Raw genomic sequence first — 14,716 nt, 5'->3', positions numbered from 1 at the left:
TGTTGGTATCTGCTTAGCCTTTGAGGCTATCCAGGTCTTCAACGTTGATGGTGCCCTGGTTGCGGAACAGCACGACCAGGATGGCAAGGCCGATAGCAGACTCGGCTGCGGCCACCGTCAGGATGAAGAACACGAAGATCTGCCCCGCCGTATCGGAGAGGTAGTGCGAAAAGGCGATGAAGTTGAAATTCACGGCCAGCAGCATCAGCTCGATTGCCATCAAAAGAACGATCACGTTCTTGCGGTTGAGGAAAATCCCCATCACGCTGATGGAAAACAGCACGGCAGCCAGCACGAGAAAGTGTGTCAGAGTCAGCACTTTGCTTTCCTTTCTTGCGGGCTCAAGCCTGCGGCTCGTTGGTTTCGTTTATCACCGGCTCGTCGCGTACGGCGGCCATTTTCACAATGCTCAGGCGGTCAGCAGCCTTCACCTCGACCTGCATGGCCGGGTCGACATACTTGCCGTCCTTGCGCTCGCGCTGGGTCAGCGCAATCGCCGCCACAATCGCCAGCAGCAACAGCACGGCCGCCAGCTCAAACGGCATCAGATAGGTGGTGTAGATCTGCAGGCCCAGCGCCTTGACGTTGCTGGCATCGGCCGCCAGCGGCGCAGCCGCTTCGTAGCCGGCCAGATGCGCTTGCGGGCTGGCCAGAATCAGCACCATCTCGGCCACCATAATCAGGCCCACGGTCGCCGCCAGCGGGAAGTGCTGCCAGAAGCCGGCGCGCATCTTCTCGATGTTGATGTCCAGCATCATCACCACGAACAGGAACAGCACCATCACCGCGCCGACGTAAACCAGTACCAGCGCGATGGCCAGAAACTCGGCCTGCAGCAACAACCAGTGACCGGACGAAGTAAAGAAGGCCAGCACCAGCCACAGTGCGGCATGCACCGGGTTCTTGGCGGTCACGACCTTAAAGGCCGAGAACAGCAAAATCGCCGAGAGTACGTAAAAAACTATCAATGGAAAGCTCATGTTCCCCCCTTAGCGATACTTGGCGTCGGCGGCCTTGTTCTTGGCAATTTCGGCTTCGTACTTATCGCCTACTGCCAGCAACATCGGCTTGGTGTAATACAGGTCGCCGCGCTTCTCTCCGTGGTATTCGAAGATATGCGTCTCGACGATGGCGTCGACCGGACACGCTTCTTCACAAAAACCGCAGAAGATGCACTTGGTCAGATCGATGTCGTAACGGCTGGTGCGGCGGGTGCCGTCATCACGCTGTTCCGACTCGATGGTGATCGCCATCGCCGGGCATACCGCCTCGCACAGCTTGCACGCGATACAACGCTCTTCGCCATTGGCGTAGCGGCGCTGGGCGTGCAGGCCGCGAAAACGCGGCGACATCGGCGTCTTCTCTTCCGGGAACTGCACGGTGATCTTGCGCGCAAAGAAATAGCGCAGCGTCACCGACAGGCCCTTGAGCAGCTCCAAGAGGAAGAAGGTCTTGAAAAATTTATTCATATTGTTTCTCCGGTCCCCGACCTTATTGCCACAAGGACAGCGGGCTCATCATCCACGCGCCGACCACGACCACCCATACCAGCGTCACCGGAATGAAGACTTTCCAGCCCAGGCGCATGATCTGGTCGTAGCGGTAGCGCGGGAAGGTCGCGCGGAACCACAAGAAGCAGAACAGCACCAGGCTGATCTTCAGCGCCAGCCAGATAAAGCCGGACGCACCCAGCAAGCCCCACGAAGCCGGGAATGGCGACAACCAGCCACCCAGGAACATCAGCGAAGTCAGTGCCGCAATCAGGATCATATTGGCGTATTCGGCCAGGAAGAACACCGCGAAGGCCATGCCCGAGTACTCGACATGGAAGCCGGCCACGATTTCCGATTCGCCTTCGGCCACGTCAAACGGTGCACGGTTGGTTTCGGCTACACCGGCAATCAGGTAGACGATGAACATCGGAAACAGCGGAATCAAGTTCCACGACAAAATGGAACCGCCGCCCATGCCCCGCCCTTGCTGGTTGACGATCTCGACCAGGTTGAGGCTGCCCGACACCATCAGCACCGTCACCAGGGCAAAACCCATGGCAATCTCGTAGGACACGATCTGTGCCGCCGAGCGCATGGCGCCAAGGAAGGAGTACTTGGAGTTGGCCGCCCAGCCGGCGATGATCACGCCGTACACACCCATCGACGTCACCGCCATGATGTACAGCAGCGAGGCATCAATATTGGCCAGCACCAGCGTGTCGGTAAACGGCACCACCGCCCACGCAGCCAGAGCCGGTGCGATCGACAGGATGGGGCCGATAATGAACAGCGCCTTGTTCGACTTGGCAGGCAGGATGATCTCTTTCAGCAAGAGCTTCACGCCGTCGGCAATCGGTTGCAGCAGGCCGTAAGGACCGACCCGGTTCGGGCCGATACGCAGCTGCATATAGCCGATCACCTTGCGCTCGGCCAGCGTCAGGTACGCCACCGCCAGCATCATCGGCGCCACAATGGCAACGATCTTGAGCAGGGTCCAGACCACCAGCCCGGCTTGCTCACCCAGCAATCCTTGAATGAATTCCATGGCTTACCCCCGCTCGATTTGAATGCTGTCGAACATGCCGCCCAGCATCGCTGTTTCGGCACGCGCCACCGCCAGACGCACCACACCGGCCGGCAAGCCGGCATCCAGGTGCGCAGGCACACGCAGCGTCGCGCCGCCCTGCGTCACCAGCGCCAGCTCGCCCTCGGCCAAAGCGGCCGCGGCAAAGACATCGGCCGCGACGCGCGCAACCGGCGCAGCGGCCAGTGCAGTGGCCTGCAAGGCAGGCGCATGACGGCAGATGGCATCCGTGCTGTAAACCGGCACTTCACCCACCCGCACCACACCGGTCTTGGCGGCAGTATTGGCGGCGATGCTGCTTAGGCTGTTGTTCAGACGCTGGGCGATATCGCCCTTGGCCAACAGTTCGCTGCGGACTTCTTCGGCGCTGTTAAAGCTAAAACCGTCGAGGCTCAGCATATTGCCCAGTACACGCAACACCTTCCACGCCGGACGCGCCTCGCCTTGCGGCTTGGTCACGCCGTTGAATGCCTGCAGACGGCCTTCCATATTGACGAAAGAGCCGGCCGTTTCGGAGAACGGTGCCACCGGCAGCAGCACGTCGGCGTAGTCGAGCAAGCCTTCGCTCTGGTAGGCAGTCAGCGCGATCACGGTCGCCGCCTGCTTCATCGCCGCCACGCTGGCGGCGCTGTTGTAGCCGTCGAACTCGGGCTCGGTATTCAGCAGGACATAGGCCTTGCGTGGCGAGGCGATCATCTCGCCGGCGCTCATGCCGCCTTGCGCCCATGCACCAACCAGTTCCGCCCCCACGCTATTGGCCGCTTCGGACAAGACACCGAAACCGGCACCGCTTACGCGGGCGATTTCCTGCGTCAGTGCCAGCAGTTCGCTGTAAGCAGGGTGATGCTGGGCAACCGCGCCCAGCACGATGCGTGCACTGTCACCGGCACACAGGCTGTCGGCGATGGCTTGCGCCTGGGCCGACACCTCCACCTGCGCCAGATCCAGCGTGCTGTCGCCACCCTTGATCGCCACGACCGCCTTGAGCACCTGCGCCAGCGCATTCACCAGCGCCAGAGGCGAGGCAATCAGCTTGGCGTGGACGTTCATCAGCAGTTCATCGTCGGCGACATGGATGATATTGAGCGCCATGCCCTTCTTGCTGGCCTGACGAATGCGCGAAGCCAGCAAAGGCTGTTCGCTGCGCAAGCTCGAGCCGATCACCAGCAAGGACTTGGCGGCGGCCAGTTCGACAATGCTCGAACCCAGCCACTCGGCGCCCTGCTTGGCCGCATCGGCACGGAAATCGCTGCGCGCGCTGCGATAGTCGATATTGTTGACGCCGAAAGCACGCGCCAGCTTCTGCGCCAGATAAAGCTCTTCGGTGGTCGAATGCGGGCTGGTCAAAAAGCCGATGGCGTCCTTGCCGTGATCGGCCGATACGCCGTTCAGACCCTTGACCACATAGGCCAGCGCGGTTTCCCAGTCGGTATCGTGCCAGCGTCCGTCAAACTTGATCTTCGGCGCCTTTAGGCGCTGGTCGCTGTTCAGACCCTGATAGGAGAAGCGGTCGCGGTCGGCGAGCCAGCACTCGTTGATCTCTTCGTTTTCCAGCGGCAGCACGCGCATCACTTCATTGTGCTTGACCTGAACAATCAGGTTGGCACCCAGACCATCATGCGGGCTGACCGACTTGCGGCGCGACAGCTCCCAGGCGCGGGTGCTGTAGCGGTAAGGCTTGGAAGTCAGCGCACCGACCGGACACAGATCAATCACGTTGCCGGAGATTTCCGAATTCACCGTCTTGCCAAGGAAAGGCAGGATCTCGGAGAACTCGCCGCGATGGGCCATACCGATTTCCTGGAAGCCGCCGATTTCTTCGGTGAAGCGTACGCAGCGCGTGCAGTGGATGCAGCGGCTCATTTCTTCGGCCGAGACCAGCGGGCCCATATCCTTGCCCGGCACGGCGCGCTTTTCTTCCTGATAGCGCGAAACACCGTTGCCGTAACCGACCGCGATGTCCTGCAGCTGGCATTCGCCGCCCTGATCGCAGATTGGGCAATCCAGCGGGTGGTTGATCAGCAAGAACTCCATCACCCCGGCCTGGGCTTTTTTCGCCAGATCGGAGTGGGTATGGATTTTCATGCCGTCTGTCACCGGCGTGGCGCAAGCCGGCAGCGGCTTGGGCGCCTTTTCCACCTCGACCAGACACATGCGGCAGTTGGCCGCAATGGACAGTTTCTTGTGGTAGCAGAAGTGCGGAATATACGTCCCGATCGAATGGGCAGCTTCCATTACGGTGCTGCCTTGCGGGGCCGTCAGTTTTTTACCGTCGATTTCGATTTCAAGCATCGCTCAACACCATTTGTGATCCACCAGCGGCTTACCGTGTTCGATCAGGTACTCGAACTCATGACGGAAGTGCTTGGTGAAGCTGCGGACCGGGAACACGGCGGCATCAGCCAGCGCACAGATGGTGCGGCCAGCCATATTGTTGCCAACGGAATCCAGCAATTCGAGATCTCCCGGACGGCCTTCGCCATTCAGGATGCGATGGATGATGCGGTACAGCCAGCCGGTGCCTTCGCGGCACGGCGTACACTGTCCGCACGATTCCTCGTGATAGAAGTAAGCCAGACGCTCCAGCGCGCGCACCATGCATACGTCTTCGTTCATCACGATCACGGCGCCCGAACCCAGCATGGAACCGGCCTTGGAAATACTGTCGTAATCCATGGTCACGCCCAGCATGATCTCGGCCGGCAGTACCGGTGCGGACGAGCCGCCCGGAATCACCGCCTTGAGCTTTTTGCCGTCACGCATGCCGCCGGCCATTTCCAGCAGTTCGGTAAACGGCGTGCCCAGCGGCACTTCGTAGTTGCCCGGACGGTTCACATGGCCGGACACCGAGAACAGCTTGGTGCCGCCATTGTTGGGCTTGCCCGCTTCCAGAAACTTCTGCGCGCCGTCCTTGATAATGAACGGCACCGAAGCAAAGGATTCGGTGTTATTGATGGTGGTCGGTTTGCCGTACAGGCCGTAGGACGCCGGGAACGGCGGCTTGAAGCGCGGCTGGCCTTTTTTGCCTTCCAGCGATTCCAGCAAGGCCGTTTCTTCGCCGCAGATATAAGCGCCATAACCATGCGCCGCATACAGCTCGAAATTGAAACCGCTGCCGAGAATGTTCTGCCCCAGCAAGCCGGCGGCACGCGCTTCATCCAGCGCCGCTTCGAACTGCTCGTAGGCTTCGAAGATTTCGCCGTGGATGTAGTTGTAACCGGCGCGGGTGCCCATAGCGTAACCGGCGATGATCATGCCTTCGATCAGCGCATGCGGGTTGTAACGCAGGATGTCGCGATCCTTGAACGTACCCGGCTCGCCCTCGTCGGTATTGCACACCACGTATTTGTCGCCGGGGAAGCTGCGCGGCATGAAGCTCCACTTCAGGCCGGTCGGAAAACCGGCACCACCACGCCCGCGCAAGCCGGAGTTTTTCACTTCGGCAATCACCTCGTCCTGCGGCATCGCGCCTTGCAGGATATTTTTCAGGGCGACATAGCCGCCACGCGCCTCGTAGGCGGCCAGACGCCAGGCATTTGCGTCCTGGGTGTCCACGCCTTCGAAAATCACACCACTTTTGAAGATCGCCATTATTCGAGCTCCGCCAGTTTCTGGTCTATCGCTGAGGGCGACATATGGCTGCACATCTTGTGGTTATTCACCAGCAAGACCGGTGCGTCACCGCATGCACCCATGCACTCCCCTTCCAGCAGGGTGTACTTGCCGTCGGCCGTGGTTTCGCCGATGGCGATGCCCAGCTTTTCCGACAGGTATTTGGCGGCAGACACGCCACCGGACAGGGCGCACGGCAAATTGGTGCAGACGGTGATCTTGTACTTGCCCACCGGCTTCATGTCGTACATGTTGTAGAAAGTGGCCACTTCGTATGCGGCAACCGGAGCAATCTCCAGATAATTCGCCACATACTCGATCACCTCGGGCGTCAGACAGCGCGCCTGTGGCGTCTGGCCCAGTTCGCGACGTTCGGTCAGCGCGATCCTCAGCGCAGCCATGACCGCCGACCGCTTCTGGTCGACAGGGTACTTGGCAACCTCGCGGTCAATACTTGCAAGCGATTCTGCGGACAACATCAGCGGTCAATCTCCCCAAACACGATATCCTGCGTACCGATGATCGCGACCACGTCGGCAATCATGTGACCGCGTGCCATTTCGTCCAGGCCCGCGATATGCGCGTAACCCGGGGCACGGATCTTCAAGCGGTACGGCTTGTTGGCACCGTCGGACACCATATAGATACCGAACTCGCCTTTCGGGTGTTCGGTACCGACATAGACTTCACCCTCGGGTACATGCATGCCTTCGGTAAAGAGCTTGAAGTGGTGGATCAGCTCTTCCATATTGGTTTTCATGCCTTCGCGCGACGGCGGTGCCACCTTGTGGTTCTCGGTAATCACCGGACCGGGGTTGGCTTTCAGCCACTGCACGCACTGGGCAATGATGCGGTTGGACTGGCGGAACTCTTCCATCCGCACCAGATAGCGGTCGTAGCAGTCGCCGGTCTTGCCGACAGGAATGTCGAAATCCATCTCGGCATACACGTCGTAAGGCTGGGTCTTGCGCAAGTCCCACGCCACGCCGGAGCCGCGCAGCATCGGGCCGGTAAAGCCCAGCTGCAACGCGCGCTCGGGGCTGACCACGCCGATGCCGACGGTACGCTGCTTCCAGATGCGGTTATCGGTGAGCAGGGTTTCATACTCGTCGATACAGGCAGGGAAGCGGCGGGTGAAGTCCTCGATAAAGTCCAGCATCGTGCCCTGACGGTTTTCGTTCAGGCGTGCGACTTCACGGGCATTCTTGATCTTGGACGCGGTGTACTGCGGCATGCTGTCCGGCAGATCACGATACACACCGCCCGGGCGGAAGTAGGCCGCGTGCAGACGCGCACCGGACACCGCCTCGTACAGGTCCATCAGATCCTCGCGTTCGCGGAACGCGTACAGGAACATGGTCATCGCGCCGATGTCGATCGAGTGCGCACCGATCCATAGCAAGTGGTTCAGGATGCGGGTAATCTCGGCAAACATCACGCGGATATACTGCGCGCGCAGCGGTACGTCGACCCCGGTCAGCTTCTCGATCGCTAGGCAATAGGCGTGCTCGTTGCACATCATCGACACGTAATCCAGACGGTCCATATACGGCAGCGACTGGAGATAGGTCTTGGATTCGGCCAGCTTCTCGGTGCCGCGGTGCAGCAGGCCGATATGCGGGTCGGCACGCTGTACCACCTCGCCATCCAGCTCCAGCACCAGGCGCAATACGCCGTGGGCAGCCGGGTGCTGCGGGCCGAAGTTCAGCGTGTAATTGCGGATATCAGCCACCGTAGTTCTCCTCGCGAATAATGCGCGGGGTGATCTCGCGCGGTTCGATGCTGACCGGCTGATAGATCACGCGCTGCTGGCTTGCGTCGTAACGCATTTCCACAAAACCCGTCACCGGGAAATCCTTGCGGAACGGGTGACCGACAAAGCCGTAGTCGGTCAGGATGCGGCGCAAATCCGGGTGCTGGTCAAACATCAGCCCGAACAGGTCAAACGCTTCGCGCTCGTACCAGTTGAGGCAGCTCCAGACACCGGTCAAGGTAGGCAGGACGGGGAAGTCGTCATCCTCGGCAAAACAGCGCAAACGAATGCGCTGGTTGTGCTTGAGCGACAACAACTGATACACGGCGGCAAAGCGCGCTCCGTCCCAGGGGCTATCCTGGTACGTGCTGTAATCCATGCCGCACATGTCTATGCATTGTTCAAACGAAAGCTCGGCCGCATCGCGCAACTTTGTCGCGACTTCGACCAAGCAATCAGACTTGCATACGATAGTCAGCTCATCAAATGCAATTGTGCTATGCACAATATGCGGCGCGAGCAGACTCTCGACGCTCGATTTGAGCGCTTCCATTTTGGAGGCCATGGCTTCTCCCTCAGCGGGCGATAGTATTGGTGCGTTTGATCTTGTTCTGCAGCTGGATGATGCCGTACAGCAAGGCTTCGGCCGTTGGCGGGCAGCCCGGTACGTACACATCGACAGGCACGATGCGGTCACAGCCGCGGACCACCGAGTACGAGTAATGGTAATACCCGCCTCCGTTGGCACACGAGCCCATGGAAATCACCCAGCGCGGTTCGGCCATCTGGTCGTAGACCTTCCTGAGGGCCGGAGCCATTTTGTTGCACAGGGTACCGGCAACAATCATCAGGTCGGACTGACGCGGACTGGGACGGAATACGATGCCGAAGCGATCCAGATCGTAACGCGCCGCACCGGCATGCATCATTTCCACCGCACAACAGGCCAGACCGAAAGTCATCGGCCACATGGAACCCGTGCGCGTCCAGTTGATCAGGGTGTCAGCCGTAGTGGTGACAAAACCCTTCTCGAGAATCCCTTCTATTCCCATTCCAGCGCCCCTTTTTTCCATTCATAGATAAAGCCGATCGTCAGAATGGCCAGGAAAACCAGCATGGCGCCAAAACCGAACATGCCGATTTCCTTGAGCACGACAGCCCAAGGGAATAGGAAAGCGATCTCGAGATCGAACAAGATAAAGAGAATTGCAACGAGGTAGTAACGCACATCAAAACGCATGCGCGTGTCTTCGAAGGCCTCGAAGCCACACTCGTATGGTGACAGTTTCTCAGGGTCGGGCCGATTGGGGGAGACGAGCTTACCAAGAACGATAGGCCCGACACCGACCATAAGGCCGACAATGACAAACAGCAAGATGGGGAAGTAATTCTGCAGCATTTTCCCGAACACCCCTAAAAAAGAAAGGCAAGCCTTTCTATTGCTCCAAAAAAAAACAGGTCACCGGAATCCCGGTGACCTGTTTTTTAGATATTGTGGTGCCGACAGTGAGACTCGAACTCACACAGCCTATGGCCACTACCCCCTCAAGATAGCGTGTCTACCAATTTCACCATGTCGGCACTGAACAAACCTTGGTTTACTCCGGTACTACTGGACCGGTTTTATTATTATCAGCCGCACCGCTCGGGACTTGCGAAGCAGGCTGTTCAACACTATGACCCATCACGCCCAAGTCATTCTGTCTCTCAGTGGACAGATAGGACAAGACCAGACAGGTAGAGAAGAATACAACAGCTGCAAAAGCTGTCGTTCTACTCATAAAATTCGATGAACCCGATGCACCAAACAAACTTCCGGAAGAACCGCCGCCACCGCCAAATGCCGCCCCCATGTCTGCGCCCTTACCGTGCTGCATCAGCACAAGAACGATAATAGAGACTGCGGAAAGCAGGTTTACAATCCAGATCAGTGTTTTCAGGAGTTCCATTTTATCTACTTTTCAACGGTCTGGCAAATTAATTCAAACGTACTAGCATCCAGCGAAGCCCCACCAACAAGCGCACCATCAACACCAGGCACTGCCATGATGACCTCAGCGTTGTCTGCCTTGACGCTGCCGCCGTAGAGGACGCGAATATTATCAGTGCCCCCCAGCGTTTGCAATAGCCATTTTTTTATTTCAGCGTGGATTTCGCTAATTTGTTCAATATTCGCGACTTTTCCCGTACCTATCGCCCAAACCGGCTCATAAGCCACAACCAGCTCCTGGCCGGCAAAGCCGCGCAAAACTTCAAGCTGGGAAAAAATCACCGACAAATACTCACCGGCCTCGCGCTCGGCCAGCGTCTCGCCCACGCAGAACACCGGCACCATGCCCGCATCCAGCGTCGCCTGCAGTTTATCGACCAGACACGCTCCGGCCTCGGCAAAATACTGGCGCCGCTCGGAGTGGCCAATCAGCACATAGCGACAGCCCAGATCCGCCAGCATGGCCGCAGACACTTCACCAGTATACGCACCATCTACAGCAAAACGGCTCACATCCTGGGCACAAACCTGAATGCCGGAGCCTTCACACAGCGCAGCGATCTGCGCGATATAAGCCGCGGGGGCGGCAATGCCTGCGCCACTACGCGTAATCGCCGGCATAGACAGCATGGCACGCAGCAGTTGTTCATTAGCGGCCAGCCGCCCGTTCATCTTCCAGTTACCGATTACCAGCTTGGTACCCATTTCCGACTCCAGTATGTCTTGCAAGTGCCGCATTATTCAGAGGGTCACGGCCGAGCGTCAACCCGCAACGCCGATTGATGACAGTGAATGTAATATTTCTGAAAAGAAAGCAGGCTACGATGCGCCCATCGAAACTTTCTTGACGCACAAACCGGAGTCAGCATGAAACATACCGTACGCCTCGCTGCCACACTGACCCTGACGGGTGCCTTTATTGCGCCAGCCTTTGCTGCCGACATTACCGGCGCCGGCGCAACTTTCCCCTACCCGCTATACGCCAAGTGGGCAGAGGCTTACAAAGCCAAGACAGGCAACCGCGTCAACTATCAGTCGATAGGCTCCGGCGGCGGTATCAAGCAGATCGAATCCAAAACGGTAGACTTTGGCGCATCCGATATGCCACTCAAGCCGGAAGATCTGGCCAAAAAAGGTCTGGTACAGTTCCCGACCGTGATCGGCGGCGTCGTACCGGTCGTTAACCTGCCCGGCATCAAGCCTGGTCAGCTGAAGCTGACCGGCCCGGTACTGGCCGACATTTATATGGGCAAAGTCAGCAAATGGAACGATCCGGTCATCGTCAAGCTGAACCCGGGCGTGGCATTACCTGACCAGAAAATCACCCCGGTGCGCCGCTCCGACGGTTCGGGTACGACCTTTGTCTTTACCGACTATCTGTCCAAGGTTTCTCCGGCATGGAAATCCGCCATCGGTGCCAACACTTCGGTGGCGTGGAAAGTCGGCGTAGGTGGTAAAGGCAATGAAGGCGTGGCCAACTACGTTAACCGCATCAAAGGCTCGGTCGGCTATGTTGAATACGCTTACGCCAAGGTCAACAAGATCCCGCATGCCGCCGTACAAAATGCATCCGGCAGCTTTATCCAGCCAGACGACAAGAGCTTTGCCGCGGCAGCCGCCGGTGCCGACTGGAAAAATGCCCCCGGCTTCTACCTGATTCTGACCAATGCTCAGGGCAAAGAGAGCTGGCCTATCTCCAGCGCGACCTTCATCCTGATGCAGCAAAAGACCGACAAGGTTGAAGGCAGCAGCGAAGCGCTGAAGTTCTTCAACTGGGCCTATCAGGATGGTGGCAAGATGGCGCTGGATCTGGACTATGTACCACTGCCTGCTGTCGTACAAAACCAGGTACGCAACGCGTGGAAACAGATTGCCGCCAGCAACGGCCAGGCACTCTGGAAATAAGCCCGGCCACCACGGATCTGTGCGGCAGATGGCCGGGGAGTCTCTCCCCGGCTTTTTGCCTGACTAAGCCCGAGTAGATTGAGTATGGAAAAATATAAGAACACCGCGCATCTGAAACGCCAGATGCAGATAGATGCCCTGTTCCGCATCAGCACGCGATTTTTCGCCTTCTTTGTGCTGGCAATGCTGTTGGGTATTCTGTTTTCACTGCTGGTCGGCTCGCTACCGGCACTCAAGCACTTCGGCTGGGGGTTTCTGACCAGTACCGAGTGGGATCCCGTTGCCGAAAATTTTGGTGCGCTCGTGCCGATCTATGGCACCTTGATGACTTCCTTTATTGCCCTGCTGATCGGCGTGCCGGTCAGCTTCGGCATTGCACTTTTTCTGACCGAACTATCTCCGCCGTGGCTTAAGCGCCCGCTGGGCATCGCCGTCGAGCTTCTGGCCGGCATTCCGTCGATCATCTACGGCATGTGGGGCCTGTTTGTGTTTGCCCCCTGGTTTGGCGACCATATCCAGCCCTGGATTATCGACAATATGGGCGAGTTGCCGCTTGTCGGCTTCCTGTTTCAGGGCGCACCGATGGGCATAGGCATCTTCACCGCCGGCCTGATTCTGGCCATTATGGTGATTCCGTTTATTGCCTCGGTCATGCGCGACGTGTTCGAAGTGGTGCCCCCCATGCTGAAGGAGTCGGCCTACGGGCTAGGTGCCACCACTTGGGAAGTGGTGCGCAATGTAGTGCTGCCCTACACCAAAACCGGTGTCATCGGCGGCATTATGCTGGGGCTGGGGCGCGCACTGGGCGAAACCATGGCGGTGACTTTTGTGATCGGCAACTCCACCATCTTTGCCTCCGGCCTGTTTGATGCCGGCAACTCGATTGCCTCTTCACTGGCCAATGAATTTGCCGAAGCGACCAGCGAACTGCATTTGTCGGCGCTGATCTCGCTCGGTCTTATCCTGTTCTTCATTACTTTTGTCGTGCTCGCCTGCTCCAAGCTGCTATTGCTACAGCTCAAGAAGCAGGAAGGCCATCACTCCTGATGAGCGCCCCCCGCATGGAACAATCATTGACCCGCACCGGCAAGGCTAATGCAGTGAAAGATAAAAGCTTCTCCCGCAACAATATGGTCTACCGCAAGCGGCGGCTGATCAACATTTTCAATATGGGCGCATCCACGCTGGCCATGGTGTTCGGCCTGTTCTGGCTGTTCTGGATATTGTGGACGCTGCTGCGCTTCGGCATAGAAGGCATGTCGACCGAGGTGTTCACCCAGATCACCCCGCCGCCCGGCTCGCAAGGCGGCTTGGCCAATGCCATCGCCGGCTCCTTGCAGATGACCTTTTTCGGCACCCTGATCGGTACGCCTATCGGCATTCTGGCCGGCGTTTATCTGGCCGAATACGGCAGCCGCGGCTGGCTGGCACCGGCCACGCGCTTTATCAACGACATTCTGCTGTCGGCGCCCTCTATCGTCATCGGCCTGTTTATTTATGAGGTCTATGTGATTTCGGTCGGCCACTTCTCCGGCTGGGCCGGATCGCTGGCGCTGTCCTTGCTGGTGATACCGGTAGTGGTACGCACCACCGAAAACATGCTGCGTCTGGTGCCCAACAGCCTGCGCGAAGCGGCCATTGCACTGGGCGCACCACAGTGGAAAGTGACCATGTATGTCACCTTGCGCTCGGCCAAGGCCGGCGTGATTACCGGCATTTTGCTAGCCGTGGCCCGCATCTCGGGCGAAACGGCCCCGCTGCTGTTTACCGCACTGAACAACCAGTTCTGGAGCGATATGAGCCAGCCTATGGCCAACCTGCCCATCGTGATTTTCCAGTTTGCCATGAGCCCGTATGAAGACTGGCATCGTCTGGCCTGGGCCGGCGCCTTGCTGATTACCCTCAGCGTACTGACCCTGAACATCGTGGCCCGCTGGATGGGTCGCCAAAAAACACAATCGCACTAAGGCAGCACCATGACTGAAAACGCAAGCAAACTGCAAGTCAAAGACCTGAACTTCTACTACGGTAACTATCAGGCACTCAAGGGCATCAATCTGGAGATCCCGGCCAATCAGGTGACCGCCTTTATCGGCCCGTCCGGCTGCGGCAAGTCCACGCTGCTGCGCGTGTTCAACCGCATGTTTGAACTGTATCCGGGCATGCGCGCCGAAGGCGAAATCCTGCTGGACGGCGACAATATCCTGGCGCGCGATGTAGACATCAACCTGCTGCGCGCCAAGATAGGCATGGTGTTCCAGAAGCCGACACCGTTCCCGATGTCGATCTACGACAACATCACTTTCGGCGTAAAGCTGTATGAAAACCTGTCGCGCATCGATATGGATGAGCGGGTGGAATGGGCGCTGAAAAAGGCTGCGCTGTGGAACGAGGTCAAGGACAAGCTCAAGCAGTCCGGCAACTCGCTCTCCGGCGGCCAGCAACAGCGCCTGTGCATCGCCCGCGCCGTGGCCACCCGCCCCGAGGTCGTGCTGCTGGACGAACCGACATCGGCGCTGGATCCGATTTCTACCGCCCATATCGAAGAACTGATACATGAATTGAAGGCGGACTACACCATTGCCATCGTGACCCACAATATGCAGCAGGCGGCCCGCGTATCGGACTACACCGCCTATATGTATCTGGGTGACCTGGTCGAGTTCGGTGAAACCGACGGCATTTTTACCGCGCCCAAGAAAAAGGCCACCGAAGACTACATTACCGGCAAGTTCGGTTAACCCACATAGGGTTAAAAATACAAACAACAAATACCAAAGGCAACAAAGCAACCCCGATCTGTCCCGATCGGGGTTTTTCTTTTTTATCAGTGCCTTGCTATGGGTTTTTCGCCTCTAAAATGAATGTTATTATGCGAG

The 14,716-nt window shown here is 58.2% G+C and carries 17 protein-coding genes and 1 tRNA gene; 4 read left to right on the top strand and 14 right to left on the bottom strand.

Features of this window, described 5'->3' with window-relative positions; all coding sequences use genetic code 11:
• Window positions 1–13: 13 nt before the first annotated feature.
• The 14 genes from nuoK to tpiA form a co-directional block, all read right to left on the bottom strand.
• Entirely contained in the window at window positions 14–319 is a 306-nt protein-coding gene (gene nuoK, locus M3P88_RS00415; protein WP_249614128.1) for an NADH-quinone oxidoreductase subunit NuoK, read from the bottom strand.
• Window positions 320–341: 22 nt separating this feature from the next.
• Window positions 342–980, bottom strand: coding sequence for an NADH-quinone oxidoreductase subunit J (locus M3P88_RS00410; RefSeq protein WP_249614127.1), 639 nt, complete (start codon window positions 978–980; stop codon window positions 342–344).
• Between the two features lie 9 nt (window positions 981–989).
• Window positions 990–1,469: an NADH-quinone oxidoreductase subunit NuoI gene (gene nuoI / locus M3P88_RS00405; RefSeq protein WP_124734714.1), complete on the bottom strand. Its 480-nt coding sequence runs from the start codon at window positions 1,467–1,469 to the stop codon at window positions 990–992.
• 22 nt (window positions 1,470–1,491) lie between these two features.
• Complete coding sequence (nuoH, locus tag M3P88_RS00400) at window positions 1,492–2,538, bottom strand: NADH-quinone oxidoreductase subunit NuoH (protein WP_124734713.1); 1,047 nt, start codon at window positions 2,536–2,538, stop codon at window positions 1,492–1,494.
• A 3-nt stretch (window positions 2,539–2,541) separates the two neighbouring features.
• A complete protein-coding gene (nuoG, locus tag M3P88_RS00395) occupies window positions 2,542–4,869 on the bottom strand; it encodes an NADH-quinone oxidoreductase subunit NuoG (protein ID WP_249614126.1) in 2,328 nt (775 codons plus the stop codon).
• A 3-nt stretch (window positions 4,870–4,872) separates the two neighbouring features.
• Window positions 4,873–6,168 (bottom strand): NADH-quinone oxidoreductase subunit NuoF, encoded by a 1,296-nt coding sequence (gene nuoF / locus M3P88_RS00390; protein ID WP_249614125.1) that lies wholly within the window; start codon window positions 6,166–6,168, stop codon window positions 4,873–4,875.
• The gene (gene nuoE, locus M3P88_RS00385) at window positions 6,168–6,668 is read right to left on the bottom strand and encodes an NADH-quinone oxidoreductase subunit NuoE (protein WP_249614124.1); all 501 of its coding nucleotides are present in this window, start codon (window positions 6,666–6,668) and stop codon (window positions 6,168–6,170) included. Before nuoE ends, nuoF begins: the two co-directional genes overlap by 1 nt.
• Complete coding sequence (locus tag M3P88_RS00380; RefSeq protein WP_249614123.1) at window positions 6,668–7,921, bottom strand: NADH-quinone oxidoreductase subunit D; 1,254 nt, start codon at window positions 7,919–7,921, stop codon at window positions 6,668–6,670. The genes nuoE and M3P88_RS00380 overlap by 1 nt, the downstream gene beginning before the upstream one ends.
• Window positions 7,914–8,507 carry an NADH-quinone oxidoreductase subunit C gene (locus M3P88_RS00375; protein ID WP_249614122.1) on the bottom strand — a complete coding sequence of 198 codons (594 nt, stop codon included), beginning with the start codon at window positions 8,505–8,507 and terminating at the stop codon, window positions 7,914–7,916. The genes M3P88_RS00380 and M3P88_RS00375 overlap by 8 nt, the downstream gene beginning before the upstream one ends.
• A gap of 10 nt (window positions 8,508–8,517) precedes the next feature.
• Entirely contained in the window at window positions 8,518–8,994 is a 477-nt protein-coding gene (locus M3P88_RS00370; protein WP_124734707.1) for a NuoB/complex I 20 kDa subunit family protein, read from the bottom strand.
• On the bottom strand, window positions 8,985–9,341 hold the full coding sequence (locus M3P88_RS00365; RefSeq protein ID WP_124734706.1) for an NADH-quinone oxidoreductase subunit A: 357 nt from the start codon (window positions 9,339–9,341) through the stop codon (window positions 8,985–8,987). The genes M3P88_RS00370 and M3P88_RS00365 overlap by 10 nt, the downstream gene beginning before the upstream one ends.
• Before the next feature lie 96 nt (window positions 9,342–9,437).
• Window positions 9,438–9,523: transfer RNA gene (locus tag M3P88_RS00360), tRNA-Leu, on the bottom strand.
• 17 nt (window positions 9,524–9,540) lie between these two features.
• Window positions 9,541–9,891, bottom strand: a complete 351-nt coding sequence (secG, locus tag M3P88_RS00355; protein WP_249614121.1) for a preprotein translocase subunit SecG — start codon at window positions 9,889–9,891, stop codon at window positions 9,541–9,543.
• A 5-nt stretch (window positions 9,892–9,896) separates the two neighbouring features.
• Window positions 9,897–10,637, bottom strand: a complete 741-nt coding sequence (gene tpiA, locus M3P88_RS00350) for a triose-phosphate isomerase (protein ID WP_249614120.1) — start codon at window positions 10,635–10,637, stop codon at window positions 9,897–9,899.
• 162 nt (window positions 10,638–10,799) lie between these two features.
• On the opposite strand from tpiA, the gene pstS reads away from it, so the two are divergent.
• From pstS to pstB, 4 genes are all read left to right on the top strand, one after another.
• Complete coding sequence (pstS, locus tag M3P88_RS00345) at window positions 10,800–11,837, top strand: phosphate ABC transporter substrate-binding protein PstS (RefSeq protein WP_249614119.1); 1,038 nt, start codon at window positions 10,800–10,802, stop codon at window positions 11,835–11,837.
• 84 nt (window positions 11,838–11,921) lie between these two features.
• Entirely contained in the window at window positions 11,922–12,884 is a 963-nt protein-coding gene (gene pstC / locus M3P88_RS00340; RefSeq protein WP_249614118.1) for a phosphate ABC transporter permease subunit PstC, read from the top strand.
• A gap of 83 nt (window positions 12,885–12,967) precedes the next feature.
• The gene (pstA, locus tag M3P88_RS00335) at window positions 12,968–13,804 is read left to right on the top strand and encodes a phosphate ABC transporter permease PstA (RefSeq protein WP_249614738.1); all 837 of its coding nucleotides are present in this window, start codon (window positions 12,968–12,970) and stop codon (window positions 13,802–13,804) included.
• A 9-nt stretch (window positions 13,805–13,813) separates the two neighbouring features.
• Entirely contained in the window at window positions 13,814–14,578 is a 765-nt protein-coding gene (gene pstB / locus M3P88_RS00330; protein ID WP_249614117.1) for a phosphate ABC transporter ATP-binding protein PstB, read from the top strand.
• Window positions 14,579–14,716: the final 138 nt, after the last annotated feature.

It is taken from the genome of Craterilacuibacter sp. RT1T, assembly GCF_023502145.1.
Lineage (GTDB): Bacteria > Pseudomonadota > Gammaproteobacteria > Burkholderiales > Chromobacteriaceae > Craterilacuibacter.
This window is presented reverse-complemented; position numbering and strand designations above follow the sequence as displayed.